This is a genomic window from Luteibacter aegosomaticola (assembly GCF_023078475.1).
Classification (GTDB): Bacteria; Pseudomonadota; Gammaproteobacteria; order Xanthomonadales; family Rhodanobacteraceae; genus Luteibacter; species Luteibacter aegosomaticola.
In genome coordinates, this window is sequence record NZ_CP095741.1 from 5,002,400 (window position 1) to 5,017,059 (window position 14,660).

General features: G+C 65.4%; 12 protein-coding genes. 5 read left to right on the plus strand and 7 right to left on the minus strand.

Translation table 11 applies throughout. The features are described 5' to 3' along the window. Positions 1–2 precede the first annotated feature (2 nt). The 6 genes from L2Y96_RS22415 to L2Y96_RS22440 all read right to left on the minus strand — a co-directional run bounded on the left by L2Y96_RS22415 (position 3) and on the right by L2Y96_RS22440 (position 8,307). Complete coding sequence (locus L2Y96_RS22415; RefSeq protein WP_247330687.1) at positions 3–1,421, minus strand: outer membrane beta-barrel protein; 1,419 nt, start codon at positions 1,419–1,421, stop codon at positions 3–5. 55 nt (positions 1,422–1,476) lie between these two features. Beyond that, on the minus strand, positions 1,477–1,677 hold the full coding sequence (locus L2Y96_RS22420; RefSeq protein ID WP_247330689.1) for a hypothetical protein: 201 nt from the start codon (positions 1,675–1,677) through the stop codon (positions 1,477–1,479). Positions 1,678–1,690: 13 nt separating this feature from the next. After that, entirely contained in the window at positions 1,691–3,766 is a 2,076-nt protein-coding gene (gene kdpB / locus L2Y96_RS22425) for a potassium-transporting ATPase subunit KdpB (RefSeq protein WP_247330691.1), read from the minus strand. A 3-nt stretch (positions 3,767–3,769) separates the two neighbouring features. After that, positions 3,770–5,491, minus strand: a complete 1,722-nt coding sequence (gene kdpA / locus L2Y96_RS22430; RefSeq protein WP_247330693.1) for a potassium-transporting ATPase subunit KdpA — start codon at positions 5,489–5,491, stop codon at positions 3,770–3,772. Beyond that, positions 5,488–5,580, minus strand: a complete 93-nt coding sequence (kdpF, locus tag L2Y96_RS22435) for a K(+)-transporting ATPase subunit F (protein WP_247330694.1) — start codon at positions 5,578–5,580, stop codon at positions 5,488–5,490. The genes kdpA and kdpF overlap by 4 nt, the downstream gene beginning before the upstream one ends. Before the next feature lie 321 nt (positions 5,581–5,901). Beyond that, a complete protein-coding gene (locus L2Y96_RS22440) occupies positions 5,902–8,307 on the minus strand; it encodes a prolyl oligopeptidase family serine peptidase (protein WP_247330696.1) in 2,406 nt (801 codons plus the stop codon). Between the two features lie 121 nt (positions 8,308–8,428). On the opposite strand from L2Y96_RS22440, the gene L2Y96_RS22445 reads away from it, so the two are divergent. Continuing rightward, complete coding sequence (locus tag L2Y96_RS22445; RefSeq protein WP_247330698.1) at positions 8,429–10,531, plus strand: prolyl oligopeptidase family serine peptidase; 2,103 nt, start codon at positions 8,429–8,431, stop codon at positions 10,529–10,531. A 12-nt stretch (positions 10,532–10,543) separates the two neighbouring features. Here the strand turns inward: L2Y96_RS22445 and L2Y96_RS22450 are convergent, their stop codons facing one another. Beyond that, positions 10,544–11,527, minus strand: coding sequence for an MBL fold metallo-hydrolase (locus L2Y96_RS22450; RefSeq protein WP_247330700.1), 984 nt, complete (start codon positions 11,525–11,527; stop codon positions 10,544–10,546). Between the two features lie 94 nt (positions 11,528–11,621). On the opposite strand from L2Y96_RS22450, the gene L2Y96_RS22455 reads away from it, so the two are divergent. Genes L2Y96_RS22455 through L2Y96_RS22470 form a run of 4 tightly spaced genes read left to right on the plus strand, consistent with a single transcriptional unit; the run spans position 11,622 to position 14,624 of the window. Continuing rightward, positions 11,622–12,524, plus strand: coding sequence for a LysR family transcriptional regulator (locus L2Y96_RS22455; RefSeq protein ID WP_247330702.1), 903 nt, complete (start codon positions 11,622–11,624; stop codon positions 12,522–12,524). 45 nt (positions 12,525–12,569) lie between these two features. Beyond that, positions 12,570–12,974 carry a DUF350 domain-containing protein gene (locus tag L2Y96_RS22460; RefSeq protein WP_247330704.1) on the plus strand — a complete coding sequence of 135 codons (405 nt, stop codon included), beginning with the start codon at positions 12,570–12,572 and terminating at the stop codon, positions 12,972–12,974. A gap of 10 nt (positions 12,975–12,984) precedes the next feature. Continuing rightward, positions 12,985–13,524: a hypothetical protein gene (locus L2Y96_RS22465; RefSeq protein WP_247330706.1), complete on the plus strand. Its 540-nt coding sequence runs from the start codon at positions 12,985–12,987 to the stop codon at positions 13,522–13,524. Further along, entirely contained in the window at positions 13,524–14,624 is a 1,101-nt protein-coding gene (locus tag L2Y96_RS22470) for a glutathionylspermidine synthase family protein (RefSeq protein WP_247330708.1), read from the plus strand. Before L2Y96_RS22465 ends, L2Y96_RS22470 begins: the two co-directional genes overlap by 1 nt. Positions 14,625–14,660: the final 36 nt, after the last annotated feature.

Consider the following 14,660-nt stretch of genomic DNA (forward strand, 5'->3'; position numbering starts at 1 on the left):
CCTCAGTAATGCCAGATGGCGTCGACGAGCGCGGTGAGCTGGTAACCCTTGTTACCGTGGTCGTACGCGTCGACATCGTACGAGCGCTCGTAGCGGAGCTCGGGGCGGATCTCCAGATCCTGGCTCACCCAATGGGTCATGCCGAGCGTATGCGTGGTGTAGCGCGTGGCGTAGCCGGTCCGCTGGCCCTTCTGGTCGTTGTACCACTCGTTGCGGAACGAGAGCATGTTGGTCGGGTTGATCTCGACGTTGATGTAGTTCACCACGCCGTATTCCGCTGCCTTGCCCGGATACGGCGACGAGCCCACGACGCCCGGCTCGCCATCCGGGCCAAAGCCCGAGATGTTGCGGCCGTACATCCAGTAACCCTCGGTGAGGATGTGCACCTTCTCGCTGAAGCGGTGGCCCCAGGTGGCGACGTACATCTGCACGTTGTTGTAGTTGTAGTCCGAGGTGTTCCAGTTGTTCACGCAGGGATACAGCATGTCGTTGTTATCGGCCGACACCCAGCGCACGCAGGCCTGCAGCGTCGGCCGCGCACTGTGGTTCCACACCGCCGTATCGTTGCTGCCGTTGATGCCCAGCTGGATCGTCCACTGCTGGTTGAGCCGCGTGGTGGTCATGATGCCCATCTGCGTATACGGGTCAGCCGTGTACAGCACCGAATGCGTCACCAGGTAGTTGTTCGGCGAGAACTGCGCTTCGATATCCGGCAGCGACAGGTAGCGGCCGATGCGTACCACCATGCCTTCTGCCACCCACGGGATATAGATATCGCCGTAGAACAGCATCGGATCGTAGCCGTAGGTCTTGCCGTTCAACGGCTGGCTGGCGCGCGGGTTGTTCAGCAGCTGGTTGCTGAAGACGCCCTTCATGGTCGTGTAGTGGTAGTCGTAACCGTAGAGGTTATCGAGGTGGAAACCCCAGTCCAGGTGATCGGTCTGCACCGTGTCTGGAATACGCTCGATGCGCAGCAGCGCCTGGTTGAACTCCACGCGGTTCGGACGCGTGGCATACGAGAGCGGGTAGTTCGTGTTGGCCGAGCTGCTCGCGTTGTACGAGGGATTGATCCAGCCGTAGATCTCGATGCGGTTGTCCTTCATCCACTTGCCGAAGGCATTGCAGGCCATCGCCTTTTCCAGCGGGTACTGCGAATTCAGGTTGGGTACGCCGATCGGGTAGGCCACGCCGCCGAGCTGCCATTCCGCCGAGGGGAACGGGAGCGACGGGAACGGCGAGGGCATGGCGCGGCGTGCCGGCGCCTCTGCGTTGGGATCGGCCGGCTGGGCGTCCTCGCGGTAGGCCGCGGCGAAACGGCTGGCAAAGCTCTGGGAGCAGTCATCGCTGCTGGCGGCGAGCGCCTGGGAGACCGGGGCAACCGCGAGCAGGGCGGCAAGGTAGGCATAGCGAGTGGTGCGCATCGTGAACCGTCCCTCGCGGGACGCCTTGTGTGAGAGTGTGTGTGGAAAAACGGGATCAGATACCGGCGTAGCCGCCGAGTGCGTAGTCATCAGCCACGGCATCGCGCGTGGTGGTCGTGGTCGTGACGACGCGCGGCTTGAGTGGCGTGATGGCCGCGCTGGTCGCCGCGGTGGCCGCTTCGGGTGCCACCAGGCGCACTTCCATGTCGATGTCGCCCGGGTCGTCGATAAGCACGGTGAGTTTCACGGTATGCATGGGGAACCTCGGTTCAGGCCAGCCCACAAAGGACCAGCAACATGTCGATGAGCTTGATGCCGATGAAGGGCACGATGACGCCGCCCAGGCCGTAGACCAGCAGGTTGCGGCGCAGGAGCGCGGCCGCGCCAAGCGCGCGGTACGCCACGCCCTTTAGGGCAAGCGGGATCAGGAAGATGATGATCAGCGCGTTGAAGATCACCGCCGACAGAATCGCGCTCTGCGGCGTCGCCAGGTGCATCACGTTCAGCGCGTTCAACGCCGGGTAGGTCGTGGCGAACGCGGCCGGGATGATCGCGAAGTACTTGGCGATATCGTTGGAGATCGAGAACGTGGTCAACGCACCACGCGTGATCAGCATTTGCTTGCCGATTGCGACGACCTCGATCAGCTTGGTCGGGTTCGAATCCAGGTCGACCATGTTGCCGGCTTCTTTCGCCGCCTGGGTGCCGCTGTTCATGGCCACCGCCACGTCGGCCTGGGCGAGCGCCGGCGCGTCGTTGGTGCCGTCGCCACACATCGCGACCAGACGGTTCTCGGCCTGCATGTCGCGGATGTACTGCAGCTTCGCTTCCGGCGTGGCTTCGGCAAGGAAGTCGTCAACACCGGCTTCGGCGGCGATCGCCGCAGCGGTGAGCGGGTTATCGCCGGTGATCATCACCGTGCGGATACCCATGCGGCGCATCTCGGCGAAGCGCTCCTTGATACCGTCCTTCACGATGTCCTTGAGCTCGACGACGCCGAGAGTCAGCGCGCCATCGACCACGATGAGCGGGGTGCCACCACGACGGGCGACGTCTTCGGCCATGCGCTTCACCAGCGGCGGCATGTGGCTGTCCTGGCTATCCAGGTAGCGCTCGACGGCATCCATCGCGCCCTTACGGATATGACGGGTGCCGGTGTTCACGCCACTCATGCGGGTCTGCGCAGTGAACGGCACGAACTCGGCGCGGGCCTCGTCACGGCGCGAGCGACCCGCGATGCTGAACTTCGACTCGGCGAGCGCCACGATGCTGCGGCCTTCCGGCGTTTCATCGGCGCGTGACGCAAGGTCGGCGGCTTCGGCGAGCTCGCGCTCTTCGATGCCCGGCGCCGGGTGGAACGCGACGGCCTGGCGGTTGCCAAGCGTGATGGTGCCGGTCTTATCGAGCAACAGCACGTCCACATCGCCCGCGGCTTCCACCGCACGGCCCGACGTAGCGATGACATTGGCGCGGATCATGCGATCCATGCCGGCGATACCGATGGCCGAGAGCAGGGCGCCGATCGTGGTGGGGATCAGGCAGACCAGCAGGGCCACGAGCACGGTAAGCGTGATCGGGTTACCACTGCCGGCGGCTTCCACGCTGTAGATCGAATACGGCAGCAGCGTGGAACAGGCCAGCAGGAAGATCAGGGTGAACTTCGCCAGCAGGATCGTCAGTGCGATCTCGTTGGGGGTCTTGCGGCGCGAGGCGCCTTCGACCATCGCGATCATGCGATCGAGGAAGCTCTCGCCCGGGTTGCTGGTAATCCGCATCACCAGCCAGTCGGATAGCACGCGGGTGCCACCCGTGACGGCGCTGCGGTCGCCGCCAGCCTCGCGGATCACCGGTGCGGATTCACCGGTGATGGCGCTCTCGTCGACGCTGGCCGCGCCGATCACGATCTCGCCGTCACCCGGCACGATGTCACCGGCTTCGACCAGCACGTGGTGGCCGGTGCGCAGCTCGCTCGACGGCGTGAAGATGATCTGCGCCTCGCGATCCGGCGCGGTGAGCTTCTTGGCCGCCACATCGCGGCGCGAGCCGCGCAGGGCGTCGGCCTGCGCCTTGCCGCGGCCTTCGGCCAGCGCTTCGGCGAAGTTCGCGAACAGCAGGGTGAACCAGAGCCACAGGCAGATCTGGAAGATGAAGCCCGTCGGTGCCTCGCCGTGGCCGAACAGGCCCTGCACCCAGAGCAGGGTGGTCAGGACGCTGCACACGAACACGACGAACATCACCGGGTTGCGGAACTGCAGGCGGGGATTGAGCTTGGTGAACGCGTCACGCAGGGCGCGTGCCACCAGCGCGCGATCGAAACCGCGCGGGGTATGGGCATGGGAAGTCATGGATCAGTGCCCCGTGACGGCGGTGAGGTGCTCGACGATCGGCCCCAGGGCCAATGCCGGGAGGAAGGTAAGCGCGCCGACGACGATGACCACGCAGGCAAGCAACGTGACGAACAACGGCGTATGCGTGGGCAAGGTGCCGGCGGAGGGCGGCGTATGGCGCTTGGCGGCCAGCGAACCGGCCATGGCGAGCATGGCGATGGCGAGCGGGAATCGGGCCAGGAACATGCAGATGCCGAGCAACACGTTCCAGAACGGCGTGTTGGCGGAGAGGCCACCGAACGCGCTGCCGTTGTTATTGGCGGCCGAGGTCACGGCATAAAGCATTTCACTGAAGCCATGCGCACCGGGATTGGCCACGCCCGCCTTGCCGGCCGGCGACATCACCGCGATGGCCGTACCGATGACCACGAGGGCACACGGGATCAGTACGGCCAGGCTGGCCATCTTCATCTCGTGGGCTTCGATCTTCTTGCCAAGGTATTCCGGCGTGCGGCCTACCATCAGGCCTGCGATGAACACCGCGACCACGGCGAAGGCGAGCATGCCGTACAGACCAGAGCCCACACCGCCGAAGATCACTTCACCCAGCTGCATCAGCCACATCGGAATGAGGCCGCCGAGCGGGGTCAGCGAATCGTGCATCGCGTTCACCGCACCGCACGAAGCGGCCGTGGTGATGGCGGCGAACAGGCCCGACGAGACGATGCCGAAGCGGGTCTCCTTGCCTTCCATGTTGCCGCCGGCCTGCGTGGCCGAGGCCTGCGCATCGACAGCGAGGCCGTGCAGCGCCGGATTGCCGACTTGTTCGGCAGCGACGAGGCCCACGGCGAGCGGCACGAAGATCAGCAGCATCGTGGCGAGGATGGCCCAGCCCTGGCGGCGGTCACCGACCAGGCTGCCGAAGGTGTAGCAGAGCGAGGCGGGGATCAGGAAGATCGCCAGCATCTCGACGAAGTTGGCGAACGGCGTGGGGTTTTCGAACGGATGCGCGGAGTTGGCGTTGAAAAAGCCACCGCCGTTGGTGCCGAGCATCTTGATCGCTTCCTGCGAGGCCACCGGGCCGAGCGGCAGCTGCTGGGTGCCGTGCTGGAGCATCTGCGCGTCGACGTACGGCGCGAAGCTCTGCACCACGCCTTGCGATACGAGGAGCAGCGCGATCACGATGGAGAACGGCACCAGCACGTAGAGCGTGGTGCGGGTCATGTCGACCCAGAAGTTACCCACAGCCTGTGCACCGCGCCGGCTGAAACCACGGACGACGGCGATCAGCACCGCGATACCGGTAGCAGCCGAGAGGAAGTTCTGCACCGCCAGGCCCAGCATCTGGGTCAGATAGCTCATGGTCGATTCGCCCGCATAGCCTTGCCAGTTGGTGTTGCTGGCAAAACTGATGGCGGTGTTCATCGCCGAATCCGGCGTGATCGCGGCCAGGTGCTGCGGGTTCAGCGGCAGCCACTGCTGGGTGCGCTGGAGCACATAGACGACGGCAAGGCCAGCCACGTTGAAGACGAGCATGGCCAGCGCATAGCGCTTCCAGCCCATGTCTTCATCGGCACGGATACCGGCGACGCGGTAGAGCACGCGTTCGGCGCGCGCACCAAAGCGGGTCACGCGGTTCGGTTCGTCGGCGAACACCAGGGCCATGTAGTGACCCACCGGTTTCACCAGCGCCAGCAACACGGCAAGGAATAGCCCGATCTGGAAGAAGTCGTTCGCGGTCATTCGAACCACTCCGGCTTCAACAGGGCGACGCACAGGTAGCCGCAAAGGGCCACGGCGATCACGGTGGCAACGATATAGATGAGCGACATGGCGGCTTCCTTAGCGGCGACCCAGCCGGTCGCAGATCATCAGGAAGCCGATCGTCACCGCCGTGAGCACGACGATGAGGAGGACGTACAGGAATTCCACGGGAGCGTTCCGTCATGAAAGGACGGTGCGTATTTTTCGCTCCCGCGAATATTTACGGTGTAAGGGGCCCGGGGCCCGCCGTAAAGTCCGCGTAAATTTCAGGCCCGACGAACTTGGTAGGAGCCCACCCTGTGGGCGACGCCTTTCGTACTGTCGCCACAGGGTCTGCAGCTCTGTCGCGAAAGATGTCGCCCACAGGGTGGGCTCCTACGGGGTGGGGCTTATTGCCCCAGACGGTCGTGGAACAGCTCGTCGATGCGGCGGTATTCGTCGTGCCAGGAATCGGGATGGACGAAGCCGTGGCGTTCCATCGGGTACAGCGACATCCAGAAGTTCTTCTTGTGCAGCTCGATGAAGCGCTGGTACAGGCGGATCGAATCGCTGGCCAGCACGTTATCGTCGATCAGGCCGTGTTCGATCAGCAGCGGATCCTGCAGCTTGTCGGCGTACTGGATCGGCGAGCTGGTGGCATAGGCTTCCGGGTCCAGCTGCGGATCGTTGAGGATGCCTGCGGTGTAATCGTGGTTGTACGAGGTCCAGTCCGTCACCGGGCGCAGGGCCGCACCCGCAGCGAATTCGCCCGGCGCGCGCAGCAGCGCCATCAGGGTCATGAAGCCGCCGTAGCTGCCGCCATAGATGCCCACACGCTTCGGGTCCACGCCCTGGTTCTTCACCAGCCAGGCCTTGCCGTCGAGCAGGTCTTCCAGCTCCGGGTGGCCCATGTTGCGGTAGATCGCCGTACGCCAGTCGCGGCCGTAGCCCTTCGATGCGCGGTAATCCATGTCGAGCACTACGTAGCCACGCTGCACCAGCAGGTTATGGAACATCTGCTCGCGGAAGTACGACGGGTAAGAGAGGTGCACGTTCTGCAGGTAGCCCGCGCCATGCACGAAGAGCACCGCCGGGCGCGAGGCGGCCTGGGCCGCATCGGCCGGGCCGTAGAACTTCGCGTAGATGGTGCCGGCGCCGTGCGAGGAGGGCACCTGCACGATCTTCGGCGCGATCCACGCGCGCTCGGCAAAGGCAGGCTTCACCGTGTGGGTAAGTTCACGCGGCGTGCCGCCGTCGACAGACCCCGTCGAAAGCTGCGGCGGCACGTACGGCGAGGAATGCAGCACGGCCAGCTCACGACCATTCGGCGAGAGCGCGAAATCATCGAGGCTTTCGTACTTCGTCACGCGGGTGAGGGCGCCGCCGCTAACCGCGACCTTGTAGATGTCGTAGCTATACGGCGCCACCTGGTTTGAGCGCACGTAGAACGTCTTGCCATCGGCGCTGAGCACCGGGTGGTCCACTTCGAAGTGACCCGAGGTAAGTGCCACCGCCTTGCCACCCAGCGCGCGGGTATACAGGTGGGCGTAGCCGCTCTCTTCGCTCTGGTACCACAGCGTGCGGCCGTCGCGTAGGAAGCCGAAATCGTTGTTGTCCCAGTTGATCCAGGCCTTGTCGCTGAGGCGGTGCTGGGTGACGAGCGCGTGGCGGTCGAAGTCCACCGTGGCGATCCAGCGATCCTTGTTGTCCACCGACTCCAGCTGCACGGCCACTTCGTGGCCGTCATCGCTCCACACGATGCCCGGGCTGTATTCGGCGTTGACGATCACCGGACGGGTCTTCGGCGCGGCCAGCGCATCGGCGCGGTCGTCCTTGCCTTCCTTGCGCAGGGCGGCCACGGTCTTCGCGCGGATATCGGCGAGCGGGTCGTCGTGGATGCCGGGCAGGCCGGTGGTATCGAGGTTGTAGACGGCATGCGCGCGCAGATCGAGCAGCTTCAGCGCCTGCGGCGACGGGTCGCTACGACCGACGTACGAACGCGTGGCTTCCGGCTCGGCATAACCGGAGTCGGTCACGTAATGGGTGAGGTCGGCGACCTTGCCACCGTCCGCGTCCTTCGCCTTCGTCACCACCAGCATGTAGCGGCCATCGGGCGAGAGCGAGCTGTCGACGACGGCCACGTCCTTGCCGATGTAGAAGGTCTGCGGCGCGTGCGACGGATCCGCCGCCGCCTGGGCGTCGGCATCGTCCTTCATCGCCTTGTCATCGGCCTTGATGCCGCGCAGCGTGGAGAACAGGGCCTGCTGCTGGTCCTCGAGATCGCTGCGCTTGTCGTTCTTCGGGTCGTCTTTCGCCGAGACCACGGCGGCCTGCCATGCCGGGCCACCGCTGGTCGCATAGGCGAACCAGTCATCGCCGGAGCGCCAGGTGAGCAACCGGCCGTCGGCCGAGAGGTGCAGCGAGGTTTCCGGCTTGGCCGAACGGGTCACCTGGACCGTCGAACCGGTACCGAGGTCGCGCAGGAACACGTCGCCGTGGCGGAGGAACGCGACGTGGCGGTGCTCATGGTCGAAGACCTGCTTCGTGCCATCGGCCGACGCCATCCCGGCCGGGTCGAGCTTGACCGCGGCGCCGCCCGCGGCCGGCACCCGGTACAGCTCGCGCACCGGGCTGCCATCGCGCTTGAGCGAGTAATAGACCTGGCTGCCATCCACGCTCCAGTACGGATCTTCCACCGCCTGCCCGATCCAGTCCGGATCGGCCATGATCGTTTCCATATCCAGCGGCGGAGGCGGCGCGGCAAGGGCCGGCGCGGCGGCCAGGGCAGCGAGGAGGGCGGTGGCGAGCGTGCGCATGAGCGGTTCCGGCAGCAGCAAATCCCCTGAGGATAACTGCTGTGCCAACCCAACTGGCGGCAGGGGTGCCAGGCGTCATGGGTTTGTTACGCTCGGGAAATCCCGCCCACGAGGTTGCCCCATGCGTGCCATCGCCCCCCGCCTGCTCGCCCTGAGCCTGTTCGCCGCCTGCTCGGCCCACGCCGCGACGACCACCCCGCCGCCCACGCCGAAGCACGAGGTGAAGGACACCCTCGGTGGCGCGCCCATCGTCGATGCCTACCGCTGGCTGGAAAACCCGGACGGCGACGGCGTGGCCAAGTGGATCGAGGCGCAGAACGCCTACACCGAAGCCACCATCGGCAAGGCGCCGCTCGGCAAGGAACTGACCGCCCGCATCCGCGAGCTGGCGATCACCTCGACCACCCGCTCCTCACCCGAGCTGGCCGGCGGCACGCTCTTCTACTTCGAAAACACCCCGCCCCAGCCGCAGCCGGTGCTGGTCGCCAAGGCCTGGCCGGACGGCCCGGTGCGCACCCTGGTCGATCTGAACAAGGGCGACGGCAACACCGCTATCACCGAGTACTGGCCCTCGCCGAGCGGCCGTTACCTCGCCTACGGCACGGCCGAGGGCGGTAGCGAGCTCACCACCATCCACATCCTGGATACGCAGACCGGCAAGGCGCTCGGCGATGCGCTGGCCTGGGCCGGTGGCGGCACCACCCCGCAGGCGCTGGCCTGGGATGCGGATGAGAAGGGCGTGACCTATGCGCGCTTCGATGCGCCGACCAAGGACAAGCCGCTCAAGGAATTCGACGCCTACCTGGCCCACCACGTGATCGGGCAGGCCCAGGACAAGGACACCGTCGTCTTCGGCAAGGGCTATTCGCCCATCGCCGAATACATCCTGCTCGAGGGTAACGGCGGCAAGGCCACCGCGCTGCTCGCCAATGAAGGCGACGGCGGCTCAGCTGAAGTGTTCCTGCGCGAAGGCAATGGTGCGTTCAAGAAGGTGCTCGGTCACGAGGCCGATGTCCGCTCAGCCCATTGGGTCGGCGATCACCTGTACGTCGTGACCTTCGCCGGCGCACCGCGCGGCAAGATCGTCGCATTCGACGCGGCCGGCAAGCAGAGCGACGTGCTCCCGCAGGGCGAGGGCGCGATCCAGCGCGTGACGCCGATCGGCAGCGGTTTCCTCGTCGTGCGCAGCGCCGGCCCGGACTGGTGGGCTGACCAGTACGACGCCAAGGCCGCCTTCGTGCGCCGCCTGCCGCTGCCCGCCACCGGCATCACCATCGGCGGCGTCGCTGCCGAGAAGGGCCAGGACAAGGCGCTGATCACCTACGGCGGCTGGACCCAGCCGACCCGCTGGGCGGAATACGACGGCGCCAGCGGCTCGCTGAAGACCGTGTTCGAAGTGAAGCCGGCCGCCGACTATTCGAAGGTGCATGTGAGCCGCATCGAGGGCACGTCGAAGGACGGCACCAAGATCCCGGTCACCGTGATCTCGATGGATGGCATCACCCCGAACGGCAAGCGCCCGACCATCCTGTACAGCTACGGCGGTTTCGATATCCCGGTGACGCCTTCGTTCATCGGCCCGAGCCTTGCCTGGCTGGAACGCGGCGGCGTGCTTGCCTACGCGAACATCCGCGGCGGCAACGAGTACGGGGAGCAGTGGCATGAGCAGGGCCAGGGCACGCGCAAGCAGAACGTGTTCGATGACTTCTTCTCGGCATCGCAGGCACTCATCGATAACAAGTGGACCGACACGAAGCACCTCGGCATCCTGGGCGGCAGCAACGGTGGCCTGCTGATGGGCGCCTCGCTCACCCAGCACCCGGAGCAGTTCCGCGCGGTGGTCGCCATGGTCGGTATCTACGACATCGCTCGCCACGAAACGGCCTTCGCCAACGGCCCGTACAACAAGAGCGAGTACGGTTCGGTCAAGGATCCCGCCGTGGCGAAGGCCATGCGCGCCTACGGCCCGCTGTACAACGTGAAGAAGGGCACGGCTTATCCGTCGGTGCTGCTCACCACGGGTGCCAACGACCCGCGCGTCGCCCCGTGGCAGTCGCGCAAGTTCGCCGCCGCGCTGCAGGATGCCAGCACCTCGGGCAACCCGGTGCTGCTGCTCACCCGCATGAATGCCGGCCACGGCATCGGCGCGCCCTTCAGCCAGCGTGTCGGTAATGCCGCGCTGTCCATGACGTTCTTCGCGAACGAGTTGGGGTTGGGCGAGTAAGCGGAACGGGCATTACTGCCCGTCCCGATCCGCGTAGTCGACGGGCACGAAGTCGTAGCCCGTCGACTCACGCCGCACGTGGCCGATGCCTGGGAACGGCAGGTGGGCGCCAGCGACCAGTTCGCGTGAGCCTGCGAACTTATCGAACTGCGCAGCGCGCAGTGCCGCCGCTTTCGCGGGATCCACGTCGAAGCTGATCGTGATGGCCGGCTTTGCAAACTGAATCGACTCGGCGTGGACCACGTCGCCGATGAAGGTCATCGACTGCCCCTGGCTCTCCACGCGGTAGAAGGCGTGGCCGGGTGTATGGCCCGGAGTCGGGATGCCCGTAATGCCGGGCACGAACTGCGTAGGCCCCTTGAACGGCGCCAGGTGGCCCGAAGCCTTATACGGAGCCAGGCTTGCCGTGCCCTGCACGAAGTACGACTTGTCATAGCCGCCTACGCCACCCTGGTTGGCCGGCGCCATGAAGAAGTCCACATCGGCCTGGCCGATATGCACGACAGCCTTGGGAAACACCATCTTCCCATCGTGAACCAGGCCACCGCTGTGATCGGTGTGCAGATGGGTCACCAGGATATCGTCCACCTGCGACGGCTCGTAGCCAGCCGCCTTGAGCCGTGCGACCAGCTTGCCGTGGCCTTCGCCGAAGAAATCGCCCGTGCCCGTATCGATGAGGATGATGCGAGAGCCGGTATCGACCACGTAGCCGTTGATCGATTCTTCGACCGGATTGCCGTGGAACGACGACGCCAACGCCGCATCGATCTCGGACGCACTCGCGCCCTTGAGCAGCTTGTGCATATCCAGCGGGACCGTGCCGTCGCTCAGCGCCGTGATTTCGAAGTCACCGAGCTTGTAGCGATAGACACCCGCCTGCGCGGGCTGATCGGCCGCCAGCGCGGTGCCCATGCCTGCCCATAGAGCCAGTGCGAGCACGGACGCTTTCAGCAGGCCGCGACGCGTGCGTGTGGGATGATAAGAAAACTGGAGCATGTGACTCACCGGCTGGAAAGAGGGAATGCCGGCAATCTACGCTCCGCATCGCCCGGCCCGTGAGCCCGTATTCCCGATAGGAGGTATCGCCAAATTGGATATCAAGCGCTCGGACCTGCCATTGCTGATTTCGCTCGATGCGTTGCTGGAAGAACGCAATGTCACGCGCGCCGCGGCGCGGCTTAACCTAAGCCAGTCCGCACTTTCGGGCCAGCTCGCCCGCCTGCGCGACATGTTCGGTGACCCGCTACTCGTGCCTTCCGAGAATGGCCGCGGCATGGTGCTGACCCAGCGCGCCCACGGCGTCCATGCGCGGCTAGGCGAGGCCCTCTCCCAACTCAGGGTGGCCGTCGATGATGGCGCCGCCTTCGATCCACTCACGTCAAAGCGTACCTTTGTCGTCGCGACCAACGACAGCGTGTTTACCATCGCCGGCTTGAACGTGGTCGCCGCGATAAGCCGCCTCGGTAACCCGCGCCTGAAGATCGCCATTGTTCCCGCGAACGATGCCAACCTCGTCGAACGCATGGCGCGCTCCGAGGTCGACCTTTTCCTCGGCGACACGGTGAAAGTCCCGGAGGCGCTCAAGGCGCGCTTTCTCAGGAGCGACCCGTTCGTGATGGCACAGCGTATCGGTCACCCGCGCGGTACGCAGACCGCGACGCTCGACGAGTACTGCACGCTATCCCACGTCATCGTGTCCCAGCGCGGCCACTTCCATAGTCCCGTCGATGACGTGCTTGCCAGCCTGTCGCGGGAGCGGAACGTGACCATCGCCGTTCCCAGCTATAACCAGGTCGCCCTGGTACTCGCGCAGACAGATAGCGTGGCGACGCTTCCGCGCCGCCTGCTGGAGCGCTACCGCACCATCGTCGACCTGGTCGAGCTTCCGTTCGCCTTGCCGGCCTTCGCTCTCGCCATGGCCTGGCACCCGCGCAGCCAGCACGACCAGGGCCTGGATTGGCTACGCGCTCAGTTCGTCGCGGCGTGTGTATAGTGGCGCCGCGGCCATGGGGAGCCGCGACCCACCAAGGAAGCCCTCGTGTTCGCATCGGACCTGTTCACCCTGCCCGCTTTCGTGGCCTACCTCGGCCTGGGCATCCTCTATTTCATCGCTTTCATCGTCACGTACATCTGGATCACGCCGCAGCGTGAGATGGCGTTGATCAGCGAGGGCAACCTGGCCGCGGCGATCAGCCTGGCCGGTGCCGCCATCGGCTTCGTACTCCCACTGGCAAGCGCCATCGCGCATAGCGTGAACCTGGTCGACCTCGCCCTCTGGGGACTGGTGGCCTGGGTCGTGCAACTGCTGACCCACCTCGTGCTCCGCATGGTGGTGCGCGACCTGCGCGGCAAGATCGAAGCGAACCTGTGCTCGGTCGCGTTGTTCGTGGCCACGGTCGCCACCTGCGTCGGCGCGCTCAACGCCGCCGCCATGACCTACTGAGGTAGCGGCCATGGCGAACAAGGGGAAGAAGCCCGCGTCGGGCCAGTCGAGTTCGAAAGCCATCGCGAAGACGCCCAAAAAGCCTCCGCTGCCAGCGAACTACCGGCATCCGTCGTTCTATCCCAACGGCAAGCCGGAACCGCTGTTCAACTTCGGCGAACGCGGGAAACGGATGCGCTCGGCGGCCGTGGTCGTCGGCGTGATGGGCCTGGTCGGCTATGCCGCTTGGCCGGAAACCGACGTCCAGCGCAACAGCTACGCCAGCAAGGAAGACTGCGAGCAGGACTACGTCTCGGGGCAGTGCACGTATGAGCAGCCGAAGGGCAGCAGCAGCGGCGGCTACGGCGGCAGCAGCTACCACTACTACGGGCCGTGGTACCGCAGCGACTGGCGCACGAACACCGTAGCCGGCGATCCGGGCCCCGGTCGTTCGAACCGCAGCGCCGCGAGCGGTGGCAGCAGCTTTACCGGCCACGGTCCCACCGGTTTCGACTTCGGCTCGCGCGGCGGTTTTGGCTCGAGCGGCCGCGTCGGTTCACGGGGTGGTTGATGCGCCGCGAATCCATCCGGCCACGGCCGAACTGGCAGGCTGATGTCGAAGCCATCGGCTTCGGCTTTCACACCATCGATGGCCAGGCGTACTGGCGTGAGGACGCGTGCTACGTGTTCGAGGCCGACGCGATCGACGAGGTCGAAGCCGCGACGGCTGAGCTCCACGCGATGTGCCTGGAAGCGGTGGATCGTATTGTCCGCGATGGTCGCTACGACGCACTAGGCCTCAACGACGATGCCGCGAAGCTCGCAGAACGCAGCTGGTTCGATCGCGAGCCGTCGCTTTACGGGCGCATGGATCTTTCATGGGATGGCGTCACGCCGCCCAAGCTGCTCGAGTACAACGCAGATACACCAACCTCGCTGTTCGAGGCCTCCGTCGTGCAGTGGTACTGGCTGGAAGGGTGTTATCCCGATGCGGACCAGTTCAATTCGATCCATGAAAAGCTGATCGAACGCTGGCCGAAAGTGGGCGGCGGCAACCGCGTGCATTTCGCCGCCTGCTACGACAACCCCGAAGACGGCACGACCACCGACTACCTGCTCGACACCTGCATGCAGGCAGGCCACGAGGTGCAGGCACTCGATATCGAAGAGATCGGCTGGAGCGGCCGCGCCTTCATCGACCTCGCGGATCGCCCGATTGATCGCCTGTTCAAGCTGTACCCGTGGGAGTGGATGCTCGACGAGGCCTTCGCGAAGCACATTGCACCTTCGCGTACGCGCTTTATCGAACCGGCGTGGAAGATGCTGCTCTCGAACAAAGCCATCTTGCCTCTGCTTTGGGAATACTTCCCGAACCACCCGAACCTGCTCCCCGCCAGCCTGCGCCGCGAAGACATCGCCGGCCAGGCGGTGGCCAAGCCGTTCTGGGGCCGCGAAGGCGAAGGCATCAGCATCCTCGATGCGCAGCAGGGCGCGGTCGTCGCACCGCATCGCGTGTATCAGGCGTTAGCCTCGCTGCCGGTATTCGAAGGCCGCCACGCTCTCGTTGGCTCATGGATCGTCGGCGATGAGCCCGCCGGCATAGGCATCCGCGAGGACAACGACCGCATCACGCGGAATACCAGCTGCTTCGTGCCGCATCTGTTTCGCTAACAGGGGACTGGTACGATCCCGGTATTCTCCACGCCG

Excerpts from the sequence above, each read along its gene's own strand:
- kdpB (WP_247330691.1), bottom strand. The coding sequence starts at position 3,766 with ATGACTTCCCATGCCCATACCCCGCGCGGTTTCGATCGCGCGCTGGTG.
- kdpA (WP_247330693.1), bottom strand. The coding sequence starts at position 5,491 with ATGACCGCGAACGACTTCTTCCAGATCGGGCTATTCCTTGCCGTGTTG.
- L2Y96_RS22470 (WP_247330708.1), top strand. The coding sequence starts at position 13,524 with ATGCGCCGCGAATCCATCCGGCCACGGCCGAACTGGCAGGCTGATGTC.
- L2Y96_RS22415 (WP_247330687.1), bottom strand. The coding sequence starts at position 1,421 with ATGCGCACCACTCGCTATGCCTACCTTGCCGCCCTGCTCGCGGTTGCC.
- kdpF (WP_247330694.1), bottom strand. The coding sequence starts at position 5,580 with ATGTCGCTCATCTATATCGTTGCCACCGTGATCGCCGTGGCCCTTTGC.
- L2Y96_RS22440 (WP_247330696.1), bottom strand. The coding sequence starts at position 8,307 with ATGCGCACGCTCGCCACCGCCCTCCTCGCTGCCCTGGCCGCCGCGCCG.
- L2Y96_RS22465 (WP_247330706.1), top strand. The coding sequence starts at position 12,985 with ATGGCGAACAAGGGGAAGAAGCCCGCGTCGGGCCAGTCGAGTTCGAAA.
- L2Y96_RS22420 (WP_247330689.1), bottom strand. The coding sequence starts at position 1,677 with ATGCATACCGTGAAACTCACCGTGCTTATCGACGACCCGGGCGACATC.
- L2Y96_RS22450 (WP_247330700.1), bottom strand. The coding sequence starts at position 11,527 with ATGCTCCAGTTTTCTTATCATCCCACACGCACGCGTCGCGGCCTGCTG.
- L2Y96_RS22445 (WP_247330698.1), top strand. The coding sequence starts at position 8,429 with ATGCGTGCCATCGCCCCCCGCCTGCTCGCCCTGAGCCTGTTCGCCGCC.